This is a genomic window from Pseudomonas oryzihabitans NBRC 102199 (genome assembly GCF_000730625.1).
Taxonomy (GTDB): Bacteria; Pseudomonadota; Gammaproteobacteria; order Pseudomonadales; family Pseudomonadaceae; genus Chryseomonas; species Chryseomonas oryzihabitans.
The window spans coordinates 913,039-935,356 of record NZ_BBIT01000002.1 but is presented as its reverse complement, the minus strand read 5'-3'; the positions used below and the strand labels follow the sequence as shown (position 1 = coordinate 935,356).

The following is a 22,318-nucleotide window of genomic DNA, read 5'->3' as shown; positions in this document are numbered from 1 at the left end:
TTCTTTGCGGCTTTGCGCAGAACCGGAAGGCAATCCTGGAGTCGTATCCGCACGTCCACAGAGCGCCCATGCCTGGCTATTTCCAGCGTCGCGCGCTTCGGGCATTGTATGCGACAAGCGGCTGGATAGACCGCCGTTCGTTTTGCCTTCACGTACAGATCAAAGGACTCCCATGATCACCAAATGTCTGTTTCCGGCAGCCGGCTATGGCACTCGTTTTCTCCCTGCGACCAAAGCCATGCCCAAGGAAATGCTGCCCATTGTGAACAAGCCGCTGGTGCAGTACGCCGTGGAGGAAGCTCTGGAGGCTGGCCTGCATCAGATCGGGATCGTTACCGGTCGTGGCAAGCGCTCGCTGGAAGACCACTTCGACATCAGCTATGAGCTGGAAAGCCAGATCAAGAACACCGACAAGGAAAAGTACCTGGTCGGCATTCGCAAGCTGATCGACAACTGCACCTTCTCCTACACCCGTCAGGTGGAGATGAAGGGCCTGGGCCACGCCATCCTGACCGGCCGCCCGCTGATCGGTGACGAGCCCTTCGCCGTGGTCCTGGCGGACGACCTCTGCCTGAACCTGGAAGGCGACAGCGTCCTCAAGCAGATGGTCAAGCTGTACAACCAGTTCCGCTGCTCCATCGTGGCCATCCAGGAAGTCCCGGCCAACGAGACCAACAAGTACGGTGTGATCGCCGGCGAGATGATCCGTGACGACATCTACCGCGTGAACAACATGGTCGAGAAGCCGAAGCCGGAAGACGCTCCCTCCAACCTGGCGATCATCGGCCGCTACATCCTGACCCCGGACATCTTCGACCTGATCGAGCAGACCGAGCCGGGCAAGGGTGGCGAGATCCAGATCACCGACGCCCTGATGAAGCAGGCGCAGGACGGTTGCGTACTGGCGTACAAGTTCAAGGGTCAGCGTTTCGACTGCGGTAGCGCGGAAGGCTTCGTCGAAGCCACCAACTTCTGCTTCGAGAACCTGTACAAGGCCCTCTAAGCCTGACGTGCAGTCGACCAGGCCACCTGCGGGTGGCCTTGTCGTTTCTGGCGATTGGCCAGCCGGGCCGCTGCCCAGGGTGGCCTTGCGTTATGCTGGTCGCCAGCAGCAAAAAGAGAGAGCTCCATGACGACCTATGATTTCGACCTCTTCGTGATCGGCGCCGGCTCGGGCGGGGTACGGGCCGCGCGCTTCGCGGCCGACTTCGGTGCCCGGGTGGCGGTGGCGGAAAGCCGTTACCTCGGCGGGACCTGTGTGAACGTGGGCTGCATGCCCAAGAAATACTTCATCTACGGCGCTTCCTTTCGCGATGAATTCCGCCAGGCGCGAGGCTACGGCTGGGACGCCGAGGTACCGGCCTTCGACTGGAACACCCTGGTCGCCAGCAAGGACCACGAGATCCGCCGGCTAAACGGCATCTATCGGGCCTTGCTGGTCAACAGCGGGGTGACCCTGCTGGAAGCCCATGCCCGCATCCTCGATCCCCATACCGTGGAGGTGGAAGGCCAGCGCTATCGCTGCGAGCGCATCCTCATCGCCACCGGGGGCTGGCCGGACGTGCCGGACTTCCCCGGCCGCGAGCATGCCATCACCTCCAACGAGGCCTTCTACCTGCCGGAGCTGCCCAAGCGGGTGGTGGTGGTGGGGGGCGGCTACATCGCCGTGGAATTCGCCTCGATCTTCCAGGGGCTCGGCGCCAAGACGACCCTGCTGTATCGCCGGGAGCTGTTCCTGCGCGGCTTCGACCGGGGCGTGCGCGAGCATCTGCGCGACGAGATGCAGAAGCGCGGCCATGACCTGCAATTCAACGCCGATGTGGCGCGGATCGACAAGGCCGCCGATGGCAGCCTGCAGGTGACACTCAAGGACGGTAGGGTGCTGGACGCCGATTGCGTCTTCTATGCCACCGGCCGCCGGCCGATGCTGGACGACCTGGGCCTGGAAAACACCGGTGTCGCCCTGGACGACCGAGGCTTCATCAAGGTCGGCGAGACCTTCCAGACCGCGGAGCCTTCGATCTACGCCATCGGCGACGTCATCGGCCGGGTGCAGCTGACCCCGGTGGCCCTGGCCGAGGGCATGACCCTGGCGCGCCATCTGTTCGATCCGGATAGCTATCGCCCGCTGAACTACGACCTGATCGCCAGCGCGGTCTTCAGCCTGCCCAATCTGGCGAGCATCGGCCTGAGCGAAGAAGAGGCGCGTGAGCGTGGCCATCGGCTGAAGATCTTCCAGAGCAGCTTCCGGCCGACCAAGCTCAGCCTGACCGATGTCCAGGAGCGCACCCTGATGAAACTGGTGGTGGATGCCGACAGCGACCAGGTGCTGGGCTGCCACATGGTGGGCCCCGATGCCGGCGAGCAGATCCAGTGCCTGGCCATCGCCCTCAAGGCGGGCGCGACCAAGGCCTGCTTCGACGACACCCTGGGCATCCATCCCACCGCCGCGGAAGAGTGGGTCACCATGCGCAAGCCGGTTCGCGAGGACGAGGCGCGCTAGACGGGCGCCTCGCCACCGCGGGGATCACTTCGCCACGGGGGCCGCCGCCACGAGCGCGGCCTCCGCCGTCTCGCGCCTGGCGTAGCGCTGCGCCAGCACCGCGCAGACCATCAGCTGGATCTGGTGGAACAGCATGATCGGCAGCAGCACCGGACCCATGGTGCTGCCGGCGAACAGCACCTTGGCCATGGGCACCCCCGTGGCCAGGCTCTTCTTGGAGCCGCAGAAGACCACGGTGATCTCGTCTTCCTTGCTCATGCCCAGCAGCCGGGCGCTGTAGCGCGTGGCGAGCAGGACCATGGTCAGCAGGGTGGCGCAGATGAACACCAGGCCCACCAGCGACAGGATCGGCGTCTCGCGCCACAGGCCTTCGATGACCGCGGCGCTGAAGGCGGTGTAGACCACCAGCAGGATGGACCCCTGGTCGACGAACTTGAGCTTGCCCTTGTGGCGATCCACCCAGTGGCCGATCACCGGACGCAGCAGCTGGCCGGCGACGAAGGGCAGCAGCAGCTGGACGCAGATCTTGATGATGGCATCCAGGGTGCTCTGGCCGTCCGAGCCGCCGTGGGCGTCAAGCAGCAGCCGGACCAGCAGTGGGGTGAGGAAGATCCCGAGCAGGCTGGACAGGGACGCACTGCAGACCGCGGCCGAGACATTGCCGCGAGCCATGGAGACGAAGGCGATGGACGACTGCACCGTGGCCGGCAGGGCGCACATGAACAGCACGCCGAGATAGAGCTCCGGCGTCACCAGCGGGGCCAGCAGCGGCTGCAGCGCCCAGCCCAGCAGCGGAAAGCTGACGAAGGTGAAGGCGAACACCAGGAGGTGCAGGCGCCAATGGGTGATGCCAGCCACCAGTGCCTGGCGCGACAGCTTGGCGCCGTGCAGGAAGAACAGCAGGCCGATGGCGATGTTGGTGACCACGTTGGCAATCTGGGCGGCAAGGCCCTGGCAGGGCAGCACGCTGGCCAGGATCACCGTGGCGACCAGCAGCAGCGTGAAATTGTCGGGCATCAGGCGGGGACGAGCCATGGTCTCTCTCGGGTTGTCTGCGGATAGCCCCAAGGCTATCGTCTCCTGACCTAGCCGACTAACGCGAAAAGCCCCAATGATGTCGTCAAACGGACAGTCTGCGGTCGAACGCCCCGTGCCCGAACTCGCGCACCTGCCGCGGCGCCTCTATGCCCGCGTGGAATCCCTGGCCCAACCGGCCTGGACACCCTGGCACCGGCATCCCTGGGGCCAGCTTTCCTATGCCATCAAGGGGGTGCTCACGGTGACCACCGCCGAGGGCAGCTATGTGGCACCGCCGCAGCGGGCGGTGTGGATCGCCGCCGATGTCGAGCATCAGGTGCGCTCCTCGCCCAGGGCGGAGATGCGCAGCCTCTATGTCGGGGCCGAGGCGGCGCCTTATGTGGGCGAGCGGTGTCGGGTGGTGGCGGTGAGCCCGCTGATCCGCGAACTGATCAAGACCTTCAGCGGCTTCGCCAGGGAATATGACGAGGCGGGACCCGAGGGAAGGCTGGTGTCGGTGATGCTGGATCAGTTGCAGGCGGCACCCGAGGTCGGACTGTCGCTGCCGGCGCCCCAGGATGGCCGGCTGCGTCTGCTATGCGAGGCCCTGGCGGCCAATCCGTCGGACGATCGCACCCTGGCGCAGTGGTCAGGGGTGCTGGGCGCCTCGGAAAAGACCCTGAGCCGGGTGTTCCTGCGCGATACCGAGTTGACCTTCAGGACCTGGCGCCAGCGGTTGCGCCTGATCAGCGCCCTGGAACGCCTGGAACAGGGCGCTGCGGTGACGGAGGTGGCGCTGGATTGCGGCTACAACTCCCCATCGGCCTTCATCGCCGCCTTTCGCCGGCAATTCGGCGCGACGCCCGGGGCCTTCGCCCTGGGCGTTTAGTCAGGCAGTGGCGCCGAGCAGGCTCAGGTAGTCGCCGAAACCGCCGCGGGCCCGGCAGTCCAGGCGCGAGCTGGTGCGCACCCGCACGCTGTTGCTCCAGGCGATACGCGCACCCTGGGTCTGGAGCGCGGTAACCAGGGTCACGTCCTCGTCCACCGTCATGGACGGAAAGCCGCCGGCCTGGAGATAGGCTGCCGTGGAGATGCCGAAGTTGGCGCCGTGAATGTGCTGATGGCCTTCGCGGTCGTGATAGGCCGCCTCGTAGCGAGCCCTGAGGCCGGGGGAATGCGGGGTCCAGTCGTCCACCTCCACCACGCCACAGACGGCATCGGCGCCATAGGCGAGCTGGGCGGCGAACCAGTCCGGCGCCACCTCTGAGTCGGCATCGGTGCAGGCCAGCCAGCGGGCGCCCAGCTGAATCAGGTGGGCGGCGCCGGTCGCCCGGGTCAGGCCGACGTTGCAGGCCCAGACTTCCAGTGCGGTGACCGGCAGCCGGCGAACGATGTCGGCGGTGCCGTCGGTGCAGCTGTCCAGCACGATGACGACCTCGACGGGTTCACCTAGCAAGGCCGGATGCCGCGCGGCGCGCAGGACCGATTGCAGGCAGCGTTCGACGTGTTGCTCTTCGTTATGGGCGGGTATCACGGCACCTATCATAGAAGCTGCTCCCGGCGGGCGACGGAGGTGGGGTCGGAAGACCAGAGGGTGAGGAGGAAATCGGATTCTTCGAGGTGGCTCAGGCGATGCAGGCCGGGCAGGGCGGCCATGCGCTCATGAACCTGGTCGCCGGTCAGGGCGCAGCCTTCGATGGGATGGCGCCAGTGACAGCCGAGCAGTACCCCTCCGGGCAGCAGCGCGCTGTGGGCGCGATCCAAGAGGGCAGCCAGGCCGGGCTCGCCGAGGTAGTAGCCGATCTCGCTGATGACGATGAGATCGAAGGCGCCGGCCGGCCAGGCGTCCGGCAGCAGCAGGTGATGCACCTCGACATGAGCCTGATCGGCCAGGCGCTCGCGAGCGGTGGCGACCGCGGAGGCATTGCCGTCGCTGACCAGCAGCCGCTCGCAGCGCTCGGCCAGCCGCCGGGACAGCTCACCGGTGGAGCAGCCAGGCTCGTAGCCGTGGCTGTAACGACGGTGCGGCAACATGGCCAGGGTCAGATCGCGCTTGCGCGCTTCGTACCAGCGATGGCGGTAGTCCCAGGGATCGTCGCTGCTGGCGTACAGCGAATCGAAATAGCTCATGGAGACGGTCACGTCAGATAGACCTCCCAGGCACGGGTGAGACGGGCCACTACCGCAGGCGGCAGGATGGGTCCCTGTCCCGTGCTCGTGTCCTCGGTCAGCTGACTGCCGAAGGCATTCACCGCGCGCTTCTTCAGCGCCAGGACGTCTTCCTCCAAATCCAGGCGCCGCGCCCGTTCCCAGGGCACGCGTGGATCGCCCGGGGCGGCCCAGTGCCAGGTCCAGACCGGCACCTCGATGCAGCGGGCACCGCGCAGGCGGCAGGCTTCCACGGCGGCGCGGCCGGTCGCCTCGTGATCGGGATGGCCATCCAATCGCCAGGTGGCGAAGACCACGTCTTCCGGCGTGAGGATTTCCACCAGCCGCTGCTGCAGGGCGGCTTCCTGCTCGCTTACATGGCCGTCCGGTATCGCCAGGCGGGTCACGGTGGCGCGCTCCAGATGCAGGCGGCGCAGGGCTTCGCGGGTCTCCAGTGGACGGGTGTTGCGCAGGCGGGTGGCCGGCCAGAGGGTGGATTGCGGATGGCTGCCATCGCCGTCGGTGACCGCCACCAGTGCCAGACGACGCCCCAGTTCACCCAACTGGCAGAGCAGGCCGCCGCAGCCGAGGATCTCGTCGTCCGGGTGCGGGGCGACGACCACGGCGCGATGGCCGGGCGGGACCAGTTGCGAGGCCTCGATTGCCGGCATCTCGGCGAAGCCGGACCACTGCAGCCACGCCTCGGGCGCGGTGCCAGCTCCTTGAATCTGACGATCGCCTACAGTTGCCAAGGGGCACCCTCCAGCAGATTGAGGTCACCCAGCACCGCCAGGTCGCGTTCGGCGTGACTCTGGCGCAGGTAGACGGGGAGGTCCGCCATGTGGCGGGCGCAATAGGCGTCGCGGCACAGCGGCGCGGCGCCAAAGGCGCGGCCGGTATGGCGGATGACGATTTCGGCACACTGCTCGACCAGGGCCCGCAGCTGGCAGACGGGATAACGGGCGTCCGCCTCGGGGTTGAGGTCCAGCCACTCGGCGGCCTGGCGCAGTGCAGTGGCGGCGCCGAGCAGGGCGGCGTCCACATGGCCCAGGTGAGCGAGGGCATGGGGTTCGCGATGACGCTTGCAGTGAGCGCGCAGGGTATCGGCCAGGGCGGTGGCGGAGCCATACCAGCAGGCGGCGATACCGCCGCCGCCATGCCAGAAGCCGGGGCGGTGCAGGTAGCGACCGGGGGCCCCGACCAGCACGCCGGCGGCCCCGTCGAACAGCACGTCGACGCTACCCGTGTGCTGCATGCCGATGGCCCGCCAGCCGTCCTGGGTGACTTCGACGCCGGGTTGCTTCATTTCCACCGCCACCAGCATCGGATGATCGTCCATCCAGGCGGTGACCAGGGCGTGACTGACCAGGGAGGCGCCGGAGCACCAGGACTTCCGGCCGTGCAGGGTGACCACGCCGTCGGCGCTGTAGCGCACCAGCAGGCGGGCATCGGGCGGCTCGGCGGCCCAGACGCCCCAGAGGCTTTCGGGCGGAGCGTAGCCCTCCAGTTCGCTCAGGATGGCCAGGGCATCGGTGTGGCCTTCGTACAGCTTGACCAGGCCCAGGTCATGATGGGCGACCTGGGCCAGGGCGCGCCAACGGTCCAGGGTCTGACCCTGGCCGGGCAACGGCAGGCGGTCGAGACCGCGCTGGTTGAGAATCTGGAGTCGGTGTTGCAGCAGTGCGGGAGTGACCTCGTCATAGGCCCACTCGTCCAGGGTGTCCTGGAGGCTATCCAGATCGATCGACATCGGCTCCATCCCGTGGCTGGCGACGGCGCTGTCCACGACAGCGCTCGTTAGTGCAGACCACGGGCAGCGATAAGGGGTTTCGCTTAGGCGGTACGCTTGCCGACGGCAGGCGCATCGCTACGCTACGCCGAGCCGCTTGCGCCGCGCTGCGGTAAGGCTCTGGCGTATCTCGGCATACCCGGCCCAGGGGTCGTCCTTGAGCCCTTCGAGGCGTTCCAGTAGGGAGTCGAAGCGCCATTGGTCGCTGGCCTCCAGGGTCGCCAGCTCATCCCGGGCGATGGGTACCGAAACGCCGAGGTGGGGACGGGCGCGCAGGGAAAAGGCGCTGACCGTGGTGGCGCCATGGCGATTGCGCAGGTAGTCGACGAAGATCTTCCCCTGGCGATTCTGGGCGCCCATCTTGGCGGCGAAGAGCTTGGGCAGGGTGTTGGCCAGGTGCTGGGCCGCGGCCTGGGCGAAGGCCTTGACGGTGTCCCAGTCCTGGCGCCGATCCAGCGGCACCACCAGGTGCAGGCCGCGACCGCCGCTGGTCTTGACGAAGGCCTGCAGCTCCAGCTCGTCGAGCAGGGTCAGCACCAGCCCCGTCGCCTCCAGCATGCGCGACCAGGGCAGGGCGGGATCAGGGTCGAGATCGAGAATGAAGCGGTCGGGCCGGTCGATGCGGTCGGCGGTGGCGTTCCAGGTATGGAGTTCCACCGTGCCCATCTGGGCCGCGCCGATGAGGGCCTCGCGACTGTCGATGACCATCAGCGGCGCATGCCCCGGGTCCAGTGCCGGATCGAGTTCGCGGATATGGGGGATCGCCAGGGTCTGCTTGTGCTTCTGGAAGATCTGCTCGCTGGCGATACCCTCGGGCGTCCGGACCAGGGCCACGGGTCGGTCGGCCAGATGCGGCAGGATCCAGTCGGCGACGGCGGCGTAATAGCCCGCGATGTCGAGCTTGCGTGCGCCGCTGGCCTCGTCGATGACCCGTTCGGGATGGCTGATGCGCACCCCGGCGACGCTGGCGTCCTGCTGCTTGCCCGCAGACGGACGGCGTGCGGCGGACGGGCGCGGCGCCTCGGCCTCGCGGGCTGGTGTCGCCTCTTCCAAGCCGATGCCCTCGGCCGGCTTGTCGTCGCGCAGGCCGTGGAAGACGCCCTGGCGGACGATGCGGTCCTGGGTCAGCTCGGCATAGGCGATCTCGCACAGCTGCTCGGGCCGCAGCCAGGTCACTTCGCGATAGGCGGCGCCCTTGGGCGGATCCACCACCGGCGGCTCATCGACGATCAACGGCTGGAAGCGGGCGTGCAGCTGCTTGAGCACGGCCGCGGTGAAGCCGGTACCGACCTTGCCGGCATAGTGCAGCTGGCCCTGGTCATCGTGCAGCGCCACCAGCAGCGCGCCCAGGTGCTGGCGGCCGCCCTTGGGCGGGGTGTAGCCGACGATGATGAATTCCTGGCGGTGGGCGCACTTGAGCTTGATCCAGTCCTTGTTGCGCCGCGAACGGTAGGGGCTACCCAGGCGCTTGCCGATGACCCCTTCGAGCCCGAGTTCGCAGGCACTGGCCAGGATGCGATCGGCCGGCACCTCGAAGGCGGCGGAGAAGCGCAGCAGCTCGCTGTCGTTGCTCTCTTCCAGCAGCTTGCCGAGCAACTCGCGGCGTTGCTCGACCGGCACCTCGCGCAGGTCCGCGCCATTGAGATAGGGCAGGTCGAACAGGTAATAGGTGATGCGGGTCGCCTTGCCAGTCTCGAAGGCATTCTGCAGCGCCTGGAAGCTGGAGACGCCCTGGGCGTCGTTGACCACGATCTCGCCGTCCAGCCAGGCGTTTTCCAGGCCCAGCGCGGCCAGGGCCCTGGCCTGCTCCGGCAGGCGCTCGGTCCAGTCGTTGCCGCTGCGGGTGAAGAGGCGCACCTCGCCGCCCTCGATATGGGCGAGCAGCCGATAGCCGTCGTATTTCACCTCGTACAGCCAGCCGCCGGCCGGCGGACTGTCGACCAGGGTGGCCAGCTGGGCTTCCAGGATCTCGGGCAGCTTGGCCTTGCGCGCCTTGGCCGTGGGCTGGCGGGTCGGCGTTTTGGTCGCCTTGGCTTTGGCGGAGGTTTTGCCCTTGGCCTTGGACTGCGCCAGCCGAGGCAGGGTCTTGTCGCTCAGCACGCTGTCGGGTTCGGCAGCGGTCACCTCGTAGTCGGCGGTGTCGCGGGCCTGGTCGTCGCGCTCCTTGATCAAGAGCCACTGCGGCTTGTCGCTGTGGCCCTGCAGCCGGGTGCGCACCAGGGTCCAGTGACCGCGCAGCTTTTCACCCCTGAGTTCGAACTTGAGCTTGCCCGCGGCATAGCCTTCGGCGGCATCGCCATCCGCCTCCCACTCGCCACGATCCCAGACGATGACATCGCCGGCGCCGTACTGGCCTTCGGGAATGCTGCCTTCGAAGCTGCCGTAGGCGAGGGGGTGGTCCTCCACCTGCACCGCCAGGCGCTTTTCGCCGGGATCGAGGCTGGGACCCTTGGGCACCGCCCAGCTCTTGAGGGTGCCATCCAGCTCCAGGCGGAAGTCGTAGTGCAGGCGCCGCGCGTCGTGCTTCTGGATGACGAAAGTCAGGGCCCCCTTGGCCTTGCGCCGGCGGGAGCTGCCCTCGTCACGCGGCTCGGCGGTGATGTCGAAGTTGCGCTTGCGGTTGTATTCGCTGGTCGAGCTGGCCATGGCGGCGCTCCTCACTTGGCCTTGCGGGTGCGGCTGGCGGCAGGGCTACGCCGGGTGGTCGAACGGCCGGAGCTCTTGGACTTGGGCGCCTCCTTGGCCTTGTCCTTCTTGCCACCCAGGCTGCGGCGCAGCAATTCGGTAAGGTCGATGACGTCGGCGCCGCTGTCCTCGGCTTCGGGCTCCTCGGCGACGGCTTCGAGCTTGCCGTCCTTGAGCTTGCGCTCTACCAGCGCCATGACGTTGTCCTTGAAGGTGTCGTGGTACTGCTCCGGGTCCCATAGCTCGGTCATGTCGTCCACCAGGCGCTGGGCCATGTCCACTTCCTTCTTGCTGACCTTGGCGTCGAGTCCCTCGAGCCCGACGTCTTCTGCGGACCGCACTTCGTCGGCCCAGCGCAGGGTGTTGAGCACCAGGGCATCGCCCAGCGGCATGATCACCGCCAGGTGCTGCTTGGAGTGCATCACCAGGTTGGCCACGCCCACCTTGCCGGCGGCGCTCAGGGTGTCGCGAAGCAGGGCATAGACCTTTTCGCCGTTCTTGTCCGGCGCCAGGTAGTAGGGCTTCTCGAAGTGCAGGATGGAGATCTCCCGCGCCTCGACGAAGGTGAGGATATCGATGGTGCGGGTGGCCTCGGGCAGGGCGTTGTGGATCTCGTCTTCGCTGAGCACCACGTACTTGCCCTTGCCGTGCTCGATGCCCTTGACGATGTGTTCGCTGGGGACCTCCTTGCCGGTAGTCTTGTTGATGCGCTTGTAACCCACCGGGTCGAGGCTGCGTTCATCCAGCCAGTCGAAGTCGATGCCCGATTGCCGGGTCGCCGAGACGACCGACACGGGGATGTGCACCAGGCCGAAGCTGACGGCGCCTTTCCAGATCGAGCGGGGCATGGACGTTCTCCTCTTGGGGTGTCCCCTATGGATAGGCCGGCGATCCACCGGGTTCCGCCCTGGGGAACCCCGCTCCGCTGTTGGGTTCTACCCCCGGAACGACGATTTTGCCGTCGCAGGTGCAAGGTAGAGAGGAGCAGGGCGTGGACAGTGTCGATCAAGAAGTTTTGCGCATGACCCTGGCCTGGCGACGGGCAGGGCATGGCGTCAGCCTGTTCACCGTGGTCCAGACCTGGGGCAGCTCGCCGCGGCCGCCGGGCGCCATGCTGGCCCTGCGTGACGACGGCCAGGTATGCGGCTCCGTGTCGGGTGGCTGCATCGAGGACGACCTGATCGCCCGGCTGCACGCCGGCCAGTTCGCTGGCGAGCGTCCGGAGGTCATCACCTATGGCGTCTCGGGTGACGAAGCCGCCCGCTTCGGACTGCCCTGCGGGGGCACCCTGCGCCTGGTCCAGGAGCAGGTCGGTGACTGGCGCTGGGTCGAGCAACTGCTGCAACGCTGTGACGACCACGAACTGGCCCTGCGCGAGCTGGACCTGGCCACCGGCAAGGTGCGGATCTCCAGCACCACCCGCGACGAGCCGGTCGCCCTGGACGAGCACTGCCTGCGCCTGGTACACGGACCGCGTTGGCGGCTGCTGCTGATCGGCGCCGGTCAGCTGTCGCTCTATGTCGCCGACATGGCCGCCATGCTCGATTTCGAGGTGCTGGTTTGCGATCCCCGCGAGGAATTCCGCCAGGGCTGGGAGACGCGCCAGGCGCGTTTCATCCCGGGCATGCCGGACGATGCCGTGCTGGCGATCCGCCCGGACGAGCGCACCGCGGTGGTGGCCCTGACCCACGATCCGCGCCTGGATGACCTGGCGCTGCTGACGGCGCTGCAATCCGACGCCTTCTACGTTGGCGCCCTGGGTTCGCTGCGCAACAACGACCGGCGGCGGGAGCGGCTGCTGCAGCTGGAGGTGCCGGTGGCGGCGATCAATCGCCTGCACGGTCCCATCGGCCTGCACATCGGCAGCCATACGCCACCAGAGATCGCCCTGTCGCTGCTGGCGGAGGTGGTGGCGGTCAAGAACGGCATCGCCCTGACCCAGAAGAAGCGCGCCCTGGTGGCGGTGGAGCAGGTCGCCTAGGGATGCCCGGCGTTCAGGTGCTGATCCTCGCGGCGGGTGCCGGAAGCCGGTTCCGCGCCGTCGGCGGAGGCGACAAGCTGCAGGCCATCTTGCCCGGTCCGTCCGAGCTGACGGTGTTGCAGGCGACCTTTCGATTGTGGCGAGGCCTGGGTCTGCCGTGCCTGGCCGTGGTCTCGGACAGCGCCCCCTGGCGCGCCGCGCTGGCGCGGCAGGAAGGCCTGGCGGTACTCAGCCTGCCCACCACCGGCATGGGCGACAGCCTGGCCGCGGCCGTGCGAAGGACGCCCGAGGCGTCCGGCTGGCTGGTCGCCCTGGGCGACATGCCCTTCGTGCAGCCCGCCACGGCCCGCCAGCTGCTGGAGCTGCATCATCCCGGGCGCATCGTCGTCCCTGCTTACCAGGGCCGGCGCGGCCATCCCGTGCTCTTTGGTCGGAATTTTGCCGCTGCGCTGGGCGAACTCACGGGCGACGAGGGAGCGAAACGGCTCCTGCGCGAGGGTTCGGTACTAGAGCGGGAGATCGCGGACGCCGGTATCCATCGCGACATCGACACGCCCGCCGACCTGGAAAATACCCGGCAACTGACCCGAGAACTTCCCCATTTCGCCGTTCTTCCAACGGAGGAGAACTGCTTTTGGGGACACGCACTCATGAACAAAATCGAGTCCATGCTGGACTATCTCAAGACACGCGAACTGCAACTCACCACGGCCGAATCCTGCACGGCCGGCAAGGTGGTGGGACTGTTGTCCGAGATACCCGGCAGCGGCAGCTGCATCGAATCCGGTTACGTCGTCTATTCGCCCGAGGCCAAGCAGCGCCTGCTGGGCGTCAGGCCGGAAACCATCGAGCGGCACAACCTCACCAGCGAGGAAGTGGCGCGGGAGATGGCTGCTGGCGCCCTGCGCGACAGTCCGGCACAGGTGGCCATCGCCAATACCGGGCTGGCCGGACCGGGCGGGGCGGACGGCATTCCTCAGGGGACCGTCTGTTTTGCCTGGGGCTACCGCGTCGGTGACGACATCGTGCTCTATTCTGAAACCCAGCATTTTTCCGGCGACCGTGAGGCCGTGCAGCTGGCGGCGGCCCGGCACAGCCTCGGCGCCGTGGTGCCCTATCATCAACGTCTCGAACGCGAATCAGAGGAGAACGCCCGATGACCGAAGCCCTTCAGCGCGACATCATCCAGGCCCTGCAGGTACCCGAGCATTTCGATCCGGCCGAGGAAGCGGAGCGTCGCATCCAGTTTCTCAAGGACTATCTGCTGAACAGCCGCCAGGAAAGCTATGTGCTGGGCATCAGTGGCGGCGTGGATTCCTCCACGGCCGGTCGCCTGGCCCAGCTGGCGGTGGAGCGGGCGCGCGAGGAGAGCGGCAATGCGCGCCTGAGGTTCATCGCCATGCGCCTGCCCTATGGCGTGCAGCGTGACGAGGCGGATGCCCAGCGCGCCCTGCAATTCATCCAGCCCGACGAGACCCACACCGTCAACATCAAGCCAGCCAGCGACGCCATGCTCGCCTCGGTGCGCGAAGCCCGCGTGGCCTTCGATGACGAACTGCACGAGGATTTCACGCTGGGCAACATCAAGGCGCGCCAGCGCATGATCGCCCAGTACGCGGTGGCCGGCGCGCGCCGGGGTCTGGTGATAGGCACCGACCACGCGGCGGAAGCCCTGATGGGCTTCTATACCAAATTCGGCGATGGCGCCTGCGATCTCACGCCTCTGCATGGTCTCAACAAGCGGCGGGTGCGGGCGGTGGCCGAATGGCTGGGCGCCCCCAACGAGCTGGTGCACAAGGTGCCGACCGCCGATCTGGAATCCCTTTCGCCCGGCAAGGCCGATGAAGATGCCTTTGGCATCACCTACGCCGAGATCGACGATTTCCTGGAAGGCAAGGCGGTGAGCCCGGCCACGCTGGAGATCATTCTCAATACCTACCGGCGTAGCGCGCACAAGCGCGATCTCCCCTATACGCCTTATCAGTAAAATCATGGGGTTATAGATCGTAGCTCAAGTGATTTATCGAATATAGGCTTGAAGGCGACCCTTACTCCGGCTTGCGCTTCGGTGCTCTTCAACAAACACCGTAGCGCTGGTCGATAAGTTAGAAACAGCTTCATTTATTGACTTTAAGTAACTGATATTTATGGGATTTGGCTAGTTTTGCGTGCCTGTCGTTCATTGCGGTTTGGCTGAACTTTTGCGCGTCGTCGGCGCTCAGACTCTTTCAGACACACCCGCGTGAGTGCTTCCGGTTGCAGTAGAGCCGCGGCTGTCTGGAGTGGCGTCCCTAGGGGTGTCACTACGGGTTACCGATTCCCTTGAAGGGTTCGGCCAGCCGGGCCTCTTTGGCGGCAAGCCAAGCAGTAGCGGGTTCATGACCAAGGTCGCAGCGCTTGCGCGTTGCGACCTTTCACGCGTCCCAAGATGGAGTCAGGCTCGATGTCGAACACCGATCTCCCCGGTTCTTTTTCCACGCTTTCCCTCGATCCCGCTACCGCTGCCCAGACCCCGCGCATCGCCATAGAGTCGGTCACGCCGGCCGTGGACAATGGCCAGTTCGCCGCCAAGGGCATCGCCGGGCGCGTCGTCGAGGTGACCGCCAAGATCTTCGCCGATGGCCACGACAAACTGGCGGCCAGCGTGCTCTGGCGTCAGGAGGGCGAGGAGAACTGGCAACAGGCTCCCTTGACCCTGGAAACCAACGATCTCTGGCGCGGCCGCTTCACTCCGCCCGCGGTGGGTCGCTACGAATTCGTGGTCCAGGCATGGTGGGATGTCTGGGGCACCTATCGCTACGAAATCGAGAAGAAGTACGCCGCGGGTGTGGGGCTGAACCTGGAATTGCAGGAAGGCCGCATCCATGTCGAGCAGGCCCTGTCCCGCGCCGAAGGCGAGCAGCGCGGTCCCCTGGAGGCGCTGCTGCAGCGGCTGGACCAGGCCGGCAGCGAGGGCGACAAGGTCGCCGTGCTTCTGGCCGGCGAGGCCAGCCAGGCCATGGCGCCAGTGGATGCCTATGTTCACCTGACCCACAGCATCGAATACCCGCTGGACATTGAGCGCCTGCGCGCCGAATTCGCCAGCTGGTACGAACTCTTTCCGCGTTCCATCACCGACGACCCCCAGCGTCATGGCACCTTCCGCAACGTGATCGGCGAATTGCCGCGCGTACGCGACATGGGCTTCGATGTGCTGTATTTCCCGCCGATTCATCCGATCGGCCTGGCCCACCGCAAGGGCAAGAACAACACCCTGGGGGCGGGCGCGGACCAGCCGGGCAGTCCCTATGCCATCGGCAGCCCGGATGGCGGCCATGACGCCGTGCATCCCGAGCTGGGTACCCTGGACGACTTCCGCGCCCTGGTGGCGGCCGCTGCCGACCATGGCCTGGAGATCGCCCTGGACTTCGCCATCCAGTGTTCGCCGGATCACCCCTGGCTCAAGGAGCATCCGGGCTGGTTCTCCTGGCGGCCGGACGGCTCCATGCGCTATGCGGAGAATCCGCCGAAGAAGTACCAGGACATCGTCAACGTCGATTTCTATGCCAAGGATGCCGTGCCGGATCTCTGGCTGGCGCTGCGCGACGTGGTCTGGCATTGGGTGGAGCAGGGCGTGAAAATCTTCCGCGTCGACAACCCCCACACCAAGCCGCTGCCGTTCTGGGAGTGGCTGATCGCCGACATCCGCGGTCGTGACGCCGATGTCATGTTTCTCGCCGAGGCCTTTACCAAGCCGGCCATGATGGCGCGCCTGGGCAAGGTCGGTTACAGCCAGAGCTACACCTACTTCACCTGGCGCAACACCAAGGCCGAGCTGACTGAATACTTCACCCAGCTCAACGAAGCCCCGCTACGTGACTGCTACCGGCCGAACTTCTTCGTCAACACGCCGGACATCAACCCGGGCTTCCTGCAGACCAGCGGCCGGCCCGGCTTCCTGATCCGCGCCGCCCTGGCCACCATGGGCTCGGGCCTGTGGGGCATGTACGCCGGCTTCGAACTCTGCGAGGGCGCGCCGCTCACGCCGGGCAAGGAGGAGTACCTGGATTCGGAGAAATACGAGCTGCGCCCGCGCGACTTCTACGCCCCCGGCAACATCATGGGCGAGATCGCCCAGCTCAACCGCATCCGCCGGCAGAACCCGGCGTTGCAGACCCACCTGGGGCTGAAGATCTACAACTGCTGGAACGACCAGATCCTCTATTTCGGCAAGCGTACCGACGACCTGGGCAACTTCATCCTGATCGCCATCAACCTGGATCCCTTCAACGCCCAGGAAGGCCACTTCGAACTGCCGCTGTGGGAGCTGGGTCTCGACGACCACGCCACCACCTACGGCGAGGACCTCATGACCGGGCACCGCTGGGCCTGGCACGGCAAGACCCAGTGGACGCGCCTGGAGCCGTCGATGCCCTTCGGCATCTGGCGCATCCAGGCGGGCCACTAGCGCTACCTCGGGCGGCACGGGCCAGGCGGTGCGGACAGATCCGCACCGCCTGGCCCGGCCGTCATCACTGCCGGGCGGCAAGGACGACCGGTACACGCATTCGATTCAGACGCCCTGTTAAGGACCTGACGACATGGCAAAACCCAATAAAGCTCGCTCCCGCAAACCCGCTGCCTTCATCGACGATCCGCTCTGGTACAAGGACGCGGTCATCTATCAGGTGCATGTGAAGTCCTTCTTCGACTCGAACAACGATGGCATCGGTGACTTCCCCGGCCTGATCGAGAAGCTCGACTACATCGCCAGCCTGGGCGTCAACACCATCTGGCTGCTGCCGTTCTATCCCTCGCCGCGGCGCGACGACGGCTACGACATCGCCGAATACCGCGGCATCCACCCCGACTACGGCACCATGGCCGATGCCAAGAGGTTCATCGCCGAGGCCCATGCCCGTGGCCTGCGGGTGATCACAGAACTGGTCATCAACCACACCTCCGACCAGCACCCCTGGTTCCAGCGCGCCCGCCGCGCCAAGAAAGGTTCGGCGGCACGCAACTTCTACGTCTGGTCCGATGACGACCAGAAGTACGACGGCACCCGCATCATCTTCCTCGACACCGAGAAGTCCAACTGGACCTGGGACCCGGTCGCCGGCCAGTACTTCTGGCACCGCTTCTATTCGCACCAGCCGGACTTGAACTTCGACAATCCCCAGGTGATGAAGGCGGTGATCTCCATCATGAGGTACTGGCTGGACATGGGGGTCGACGGCCTGCGTCTGGACGCCATCCCCTACCTGGTGGAACGCGACGGCACCAATAACGAGAACCTGCCCGAGACCCACGCGGTGCTCAAGGAAATCCGCGCCGAGATCGACGCCAACTATCCCGATCGCATGCTGCTGGCCGAGGCCAATCAGTGGCCGGAAGACACCCAGCTGTACTTCGGCGATGGCGACGAATGCCACATGGCCTTCCACTTCCCGCTGATGCCGCGGATGTACATGGCCATCGCCCAGGAAGACCGCTTCCCCATCACCGACATCCTGCGCCAGACCCCGGAGATCCCGGCCAACTGCCAGTGGTCGATCTTCCTGCGCAACCACGACGAACTGACCCTGGAGATGGTGACCGACCGCGAGCGGGACTATTTGTGGAACTACTACGCCTCGGATCGCCGCGCGCGCATCAACCTCGGCATCCGGCGCCGTCTGGCGCCCCTGCTGGAGCGCGACCGTCGGCGTATCGAGCTGCTCAACAGCCTGCTGCTGTCGATGCCCGGCACCCCGACGATGTACTACGGCGACGAAATCGGCATGGGTGACAACATCCACCTGGGCGACCGCGACGGCGTGCGTACCCCGATGCAGTGGTCGGTCGACCGCAACGGCGGCTTCTCCCGCGCCGACCCAGCCAGCCTGGTGCTGCCATCGATCATGGATCCGCTCTATGGCTACCAGGCGATCAACGTCGAGGCCCAGTCCCGCGATCCCCATTCGCTGCTCAACTGGACGCGGCGCATGCTGGCCGTGCGCAAGCAGCAGAAGGCCTTCGGTCGCGGCACCCTGAAGATGCTGTCGCCCACAAACAGACGCATCCTGGCCTACCTGCGCGACTTCACCAACGCCCAGGGCGAACACGAGACCATTCTCTGCGTGGCCAACGTCTCCCGCGCCGCCCAGGCGGTGGAACTGGACCTGTCCAGCTTCGCCGGTCAGGTGCCGGTGGAAATGATCGGCGGCAGCGCCTTCCCGCCCATCGGCCAGCTGCCCTACATGCTGACCCTGCCGCCCTATGGCTTCTACTGGTTCTACCTGGCCGGCAACGAGCAGATGCCTGCCTGGCACACCGAGCCGCCGGCGCCGATGCCCGACTACCAGACGGTGGTCATCAAGCGGCACCTGCAGGAATTGCTGGAGGGCGAGCCGCGCCGCATCTTCGAGGAGGTGCTGCCGGTCTATCTGCCCAAGCGGCGCTGGTTCGGTTCCAAGGACGAAGCCATCACCAGTGTGCGCCTGGACTATGCGGCCCAGATCAACACGCCCAAGCTGCCAGTGATGTTCAGCGAGGTGGTGGTCACCAATGCCAAGGGCGAAGAGCGCTATGCACTGCCCCTGGGCTTCCTCGCCGAAGAGGACCAGCACTGCAGTCCGCTGGCCACCCAGCTGGCGCTGTCGCGCATCCGCCACGTGCGGCGCGTGGGCCTGGTGACCGATGCCTTCGCCCTGACCAGCTTCGTCCATGGCGTGTTTGACGCCTTCCGCAAGGGCGCCAAGATCGCTTCGCCGTCCGGCGAGCTGAGCTTCGAGGTCTATGACCAGCCCGAGGACTTCGCGCTGGATCCGGACATCGAGATCAAGCATCTGGGCGTCGAGCAGTCCAACAGCTCGCTGATCGTCGGCGACCACCTGATGCTCAAGCTGATCCGCAAGGTGGCGCCGGGCATCCATCCGGAAGTGGAGATGGGGCGCTACCTGGCCCAGGCCGGCTTCGCCAACATCGCCGCGACCCATGCCGTAGCCCAGCGCATCGCGCCGGATGGCACCCCGCACGTGCTGATGCTGGTGCAGCAGCACATCCACAACCAGGGCGATGCCTGGACCTGGAGTCTGGACGGTCTGGATCGCGTCACCCGCGATCTGCTCAGCGGCGGCATCTCCGACGTGGAGAACGAGTTCACTGCCATGGGCGATCTGGCGGCCTTCGCCGGCGTGCTGGGCAAGCGCCTGGGCGAGATGCACCTGGTGCTGGCGCAGCCCACCGAAGACGCGGCCTTCGCGCCGGAAACCGTGGATGCCCAGGCGGCCAAGGAGCTGGCGCACCGCGTTCGCGTCCAGGTGGACGGTGCTCTGGACACCCTGCAGGGCATGAGCGACAAGCTCGATGCCACCGGCAAGGAGCTGCTGCAGGGTCTGGTCGGCAAGCGCGAAGCCCTGGCCAAGCGCATCGAGGCCCTGGCCGCGGATGTCGAAGGCGGTCTGCGCATCCGCGTCCATGGAGATCTGCACCTGGGTCAGGTGCTGGTGGCCCAGGACGACGCCATCCTCATCGACTTCGAAGGCGAGCCGGCGCGGTCGCTGGAAGAGCGGCGCGGCAAGTACGGTCCGCACAAGGATGTCGCCGGGGTGCTGCGCTCCTTCGACTACGCGGCGGCCATGGTCACCCAGTCGAGCAACGCCGGCGCCGATACCTCGGAAGAGCATCTGCAGCTGCGTGCCAAGGCGGCGGAGACCTATCGCAATGCCTCCTACGCGGCCTTCCTGGAAGGCTATCGCGCTGCGGCGGCCGGTATCGGCCACCAGTGGGGCGAGCGCGGCGAGCAGGCGGCGCTGGATCTCTACAGCCTGGAGAAGGCGGTGTATGAGATAGGCTACGAGGCTGCCAACCGACCCACCTGGATCAACATCCCGCTACGTGGCGTCGCTGCCATCGTCGAGACCCTCTTGTCCGGAGCCCGCGCATGACCGATCACAACACCGCTCCCGTCGCTCCCCTGGACGACGCCCGGCTCTCGGCTGCCGAAGCCGAGTCGCTGGCCCGCGGCGAGCACGGCAATCCCTTCGCCGTGCTCGGTCCCCATCCCGATGGCGAGGGCGTGATCGTCCGCGCCTTCCTGCCCAACGCCCTGGGCGTGGAACTGGTCGATCGCGTCAGCGGTCGGCCCCTGGCCCAGATGCAGCCGGGGCGGGTGCCCGGGCTGTTCGTCGCGCGGCTGGAATACGCCGCGCCCTACAAGCTGGTCATCCGCTGGCCCAGCGGCGTGCAGGAAACCGAGGATCCCTATTCCTTCGGTCTGCTGCTGGGGGAGACCGACCTCTATCTGTTCAACGAAGGCCGCCACCGCAACCTCGGCGAGACCTTTGGCGCCCAGCGCTGCCAAGTCGACGGCGTGGAGGGCGTGCGCTTCGCAGTCTGGGCCCCCAATGCCCGCCGCGTCTCGGTGGTCGGCGACTTCAACAGCTGGGACGGCCGCCGGCTGCCCATGCGCCTGCGCGCCAACAGCGGCGTCTGGGAGCTGTTCGTGCCGCGCCTGCCGGTCGGTACTTCCTACAAGTATGAGATCCTCGGCCAGCACGGCGTGTTGCCGCTCAAGGCTGACCCCATCGCCCTGGCGGCGGAATTGCCGCCGCGCACCGCCTCGGTGGTGGCCGACAACAAACCCTTCACCTGGCACGACCAGGACTGGATGGCCCGCCGCCGCGAACTGCAGGGTGTGGAAGCGCCGATCTCGGTCTATGAACTGCACGCCGGGTCCTGGCGCCGCGAAGGCGGTGACGAGGGGCGCCAGTACAACTGGCGGGAACTGGCCGAGCGCCTGATTCCCTATGTCCGCGAGATGGGCTTCACCCATATCGAGCTGTTGCCGATCATGGAGCACCCCTTCAGCGGTTCCTGGGGCTACCAGCCGCTCGGCCAGTTCGCGCCCACCTCGCGCTTTGGCACCCCGGCGGATTTCGCCGCCTTCGTCGACGCCTGCCACCAGGCCGACATCGGCGTCATCCTCGACTGGGTGCCGGCGCATTTCCCCACCGACGAACACGGCCTGGCCCGCTTCGACGGCACCGCGCTGTATGAATACGAGCATCCGTTCGAAGGCTTCCACCAGGACTGGAACACCTACATCTACAACCTGGGGCGCCATGAGGTGCACGGCTTCATGCTGGCCTCGGCCATGCACTGGCTCAAGCACTTCCACATCGACGGCCTGCGGGTGGATGCCGTGGCCTCCATGCTCTACCGCGACTATTCGCGCAAGCACGGCGAGTGGATCCCCAACATCCACGGCGGTCGCGAGAACCTGGAAACCATCGCCTTCCTGCGTCACCTCAACGAGGTGGTCCACGAGGAGGCGCCGGGTGCGCTGGTGATCGCCGAGGAATCCACGTCCTGGCCGGGTGTGAGCGCACCGGTCAGTGAAGGCGGCCTGGGCTTCGACTTCAAGTGGAACATGGGCTGGATGAACGACACCCTCCACTATGTGGAAGAGGATCCGGTCTATCGCCAGTACCATCACCACCAGATGACCTTTGGCCTGGTGTACGCCTGGTCCGAGCGCTTCATGCTGCCCATTTCCCACGACGAGGTAGTGCACGGCAAGGGCTCGATGATCGAGAAGATGCCAGGGGACGTCTGGCAGAAGTTCGCCAATCTGCGCACCTACCTGAGCTTCATGTGGACCCACCCGGGCAAGAAGCTGCTGTTCATGGGCTGCGAGTTCGGCCAGTGGCGCGAGTGGAGTCATGACCGCGAGCTGGACTGGTTCCTCCTGGAGCACGGCACCCACCGCGGTGTGCAGCAATTGCTGGCCGATCTCAACCAGCTCTATCGCCATGAGCCGGCACTGCACGAGCGCGATCACCTGCCCGAGGGTTTCGACTGGGTGGTCGGCGACGACAATGGCAACAGCGTCTTTGCCTGGTTGCGCAAGGATGCTCAGCAGCGGCCCTTGCTGGTGATCGCCAACTTCACGCCAGTACCGCGGCATGACTACCGGGTGGGCGTGCCCTCGCTGGGCCATTGGCAGGAGATCTTCAACAGCGACGCCGAGCGCTACGGTGGTTCCAACCTGGGCAACGGCGGTGGGGTGAACGCCGAGGAGATCGGCGCCCATGGTCAGCCGGCCTCGCTGAATCTGCAGTTGCCACCCCTCGGTGTGCTGGTGTTCAAGCCGCAGGGCTGATCCGGGAGCGTCCCGCAAGGGACGCGCTGCGCTGACAGGCATCCCCGTTCTGGGCGATGCTTGTCAGGC

Annotated in this window: 16 protein-coding genes and 1 pseudogene; 10 read left to right on the top strand and 7 right to left on the bottom strand. The window is 66.4% G+C overall.

Annotated elements, in window-relative coordinates; genetic code table 11:
- The first annotated feature begins 172 nt into the window (after window positions 1-172).
- Together galU and gorA are read left to right on the top strand one after the other, a co-directional pair.
- Window positions 173-1,003 carry a UTP--glucose-1-phosphate uridylyltransferase GalU gene (gene galU, locus POR01S_RS05685; protein ID WP_007161840.1) on the top strand — a complete coding sequence of 277 codons (831 nt, stop codon included), beginning with the start codon at window positions 173-175 and terminating at the stop codon, window positions 1,001-1,003.
- A 126-nt stretch (window positions 1,004-1,129) separates the two neighbouring features.
- Window positions 1,130-2,503 carry a glutathione-disulfide reductase gene (gene gorA / locus POR01S_RS05680; RefSeq protein WP_042134354.1) on the top strand — a complete coding sequence of 458 codons (1,374 nt, stop codon included), beginning with the start codon at window positions 1,130-1,132 and terminating at the stop codon, window positions 2,501-2,503.
- 24 nt (window positions 2,504-2,527) lie between these two features.
- Here the strand turns inward: gorA and POR01S_RS05675 are convergent, their stop codons facing one another.
- Window positions 2,528-3,538, bottom strand: coding sequence for a bile acid:sodium symporter family protein (locus POR01S_RS05675; RefSeq protein ID WP_042134352.1), 1,011 nt, complete (start codon window positions 3,536-3,538; stop codon window positions 2,528-2,530).
- Between the two features lie 76 nt (window positions 3,539-3,614).
- On the opposite strand from POR01S_RS05675, the gene POR01S_RS05670 reads away from it, so the two are divergent.
- On the top strand, window positions 3,615-4,409 hold the full coding sequence (locus POR01S_RS05670; protein WP_081875168.1) for an AraC family transcriptional regulator: 795 nt from the start codon (window positions 3,615-3,617) through the stop codon (window positions 4,407-4,409).
- Here the strand turns inward: POR01S_RS05670 and POR01S_RS05665 are convergent, their stop codons facing one another.
- The 6 genes from POR01S_RS05665 to ku all read right to left on the bottom strand — a co-directional run bounded on the left by POR01S_RS05665 (window position 4,410) and on the right by ku (window position 10,990).
- Window positions 4,410-5,066 (bottom strand): glycosyltransferase family 2 protein, encoded by a 657-nt coding sequence (locus tag POR01S_RS05665; protein ID WP_027599219.1) that lies wholly within the window; start codon window positions 5,064-5,066, stop codon window positions 4,410-4,412.
- Window positions 5,063-5,650 carry a class I SAM-dependent methyltransferase gene (locus POR01S_RS05660; RefSeq protein WP_077173015.1) on the bottom strand — a complete coding sequence of 196 codons (588 nt, stop codon included), beginning with the start codon at window positions 5,648-5,650 and terminating at the stop codon, window positions 5,063-5,065. The genes POR01S_RS05665 and POR01S_RS05660 overlap by 4 nt, the downstream gene beginning before the upstream one ends.
- An 8-nt stretch (window positions 5,651-5,658) precedes the next feature.
- The gene (locus tag POR01S_RS05655; protein ID WP_255211797.1) at window positions 5,659-6,420 is read right to left on the bottom strand and encodes a PIG-L deacetylase family protein; all 762 of its coding nucleotides are present in this window, start codon (window positions 6,418-6,420) and stop codon (window positions 5,659-5,661) included.
- Window positions 6,408-7,418: an acyl-CoA dehydrogenase family protein gene (locus tag POR01S_RS05650; protein WP_376781447.1), complete on the bottom strand. Its 1,011-nt coding sequence runs from the start codon at window positions 7,416-7,418 to the stop codon at window positions 6,408-6,410. Before POR01S_RS05650 ends, POR01S_RS05655 begins: the two co-directional genes overlap by 13 nt.
- 117 nt (window positions 7,419-7,535) lie before the next feature.
- Window positions 7,536-10,103 carry a DNA ligase D gene (ligD, locus tag POR01S_RS05645; protein WP_042134347.1) on the bottom strand — a complete coding sequence of 856 codons (2,568 nt, stop codon included), beginning with the start codon at window positions 10,101-10,103 and terminating at the stop codon, window positions 7,536-7,538.
- An 11-nt stretch (window positions 10,104-10,114) separates the two neighbouring features.
- A complete protein-coding gene (gene ku / locus POR01S_RS05640; RefSeq protein ID WP_042134346.1) occupies window positions 10,115-10,990 on the bottom strand; it encodes a non-homologous end joining protein Ku in 876 nt (291 codons plus the stop codon).
- A gap of 143 nt (window positions 10,991-11,133) precedes the next feature.
- Between ku and POR01S_RS05635 the strand changes: the two genes are divergently transcribed.
- From POR01S_RS05635 to glgB, 7 genes and pseudogenes are all read left to right on the top strand, one after another.
- Window positions 11,134-12,123 carry an XdhC family protein gene (locus POR01S_RS05635; RefSeq protein WP_027602416.1) on the top strand — a complete coding sequence of 330 codons (990 nt, stop codon included), beginning with the start codon at window positions 11,134-11,136 and terminating at the stop codon, window positions 12,121-12,123.
- A gap of 2 nt (window positions 12,124-12,125) precedes the next feature.
- Window positions 12,126-12,608: pseudogene (locus tag POR01S_RS23975) on the top strand (nucleotidyltransferase family protein); the annotation flags it as partial.
- A gap of 165 nt (window positions 12,609-12,773) precedes the next feature.
- Complete coding sequence (locus tag POR01S_RS23970) at window positions 12,774-13,283, top strand: CinA family protein (RefSeq protein ID WP_027599226.1); 510 nt, start codon at window positions 12,774-12,776, stop codon at window positions 13,281-13,283.
- Window positions 13,280-14,110, top strand: a complete 831-nt coding sequence (gene nadE / locus POR01S_RS05625) for an NAD(+) synthase (protein WP_027599227.1) — start codon at window positions 13,280-13,282, stop codon at window positions 14,108-14,110. The genes POR01S_RS23970 and nadE overlap by 4 nt, the downstream gene beginning before the upstream one ends.
- Window positions 14,111-14,566: 456 nt before the next feature.
- Entirely contained in the window at window positions 14,567-16,570 is a 2,004-nt protein-coding gene (locus POR01S_RS05620; protein ID WP_042134343.1) for an alpha-1,4-glucan--maltose-1-phosphate maltosyltransferase, read from the top strand.
- A gap of 133 nt (window positions 16,571-16,703) precedes the next feature.
- Complete coding sequence (gene treS, locus POR01S_RS05615) at window positions 16,704-20,033, top strand: maltose alpha-D-glucosyltransferase (RefSeq protein WP_007161826.1); 3,330 nt, start codon at window positions 16,704-16,706, stop codon at window positions 20,031-20,033.
- The gene (glgB, locus tag POR01S_RS05610) at window positions 20,030-22,249 is read left to right on the top strand and encodes a 1,4-alpha-glucan branching protein GlgB (RefSeq protein WP_042134341.1); all 2,220 of its coding nucleotides are present in this window, start codon (window positions 20,030-20,032) and stop codon (window positions 22,247-22,249) included. Before treS ends, glgB begins: the two co-directional genes overlap by 4 nt.
- Window positions 22,250-22,318: the final 69 nt, after the last annotated feature.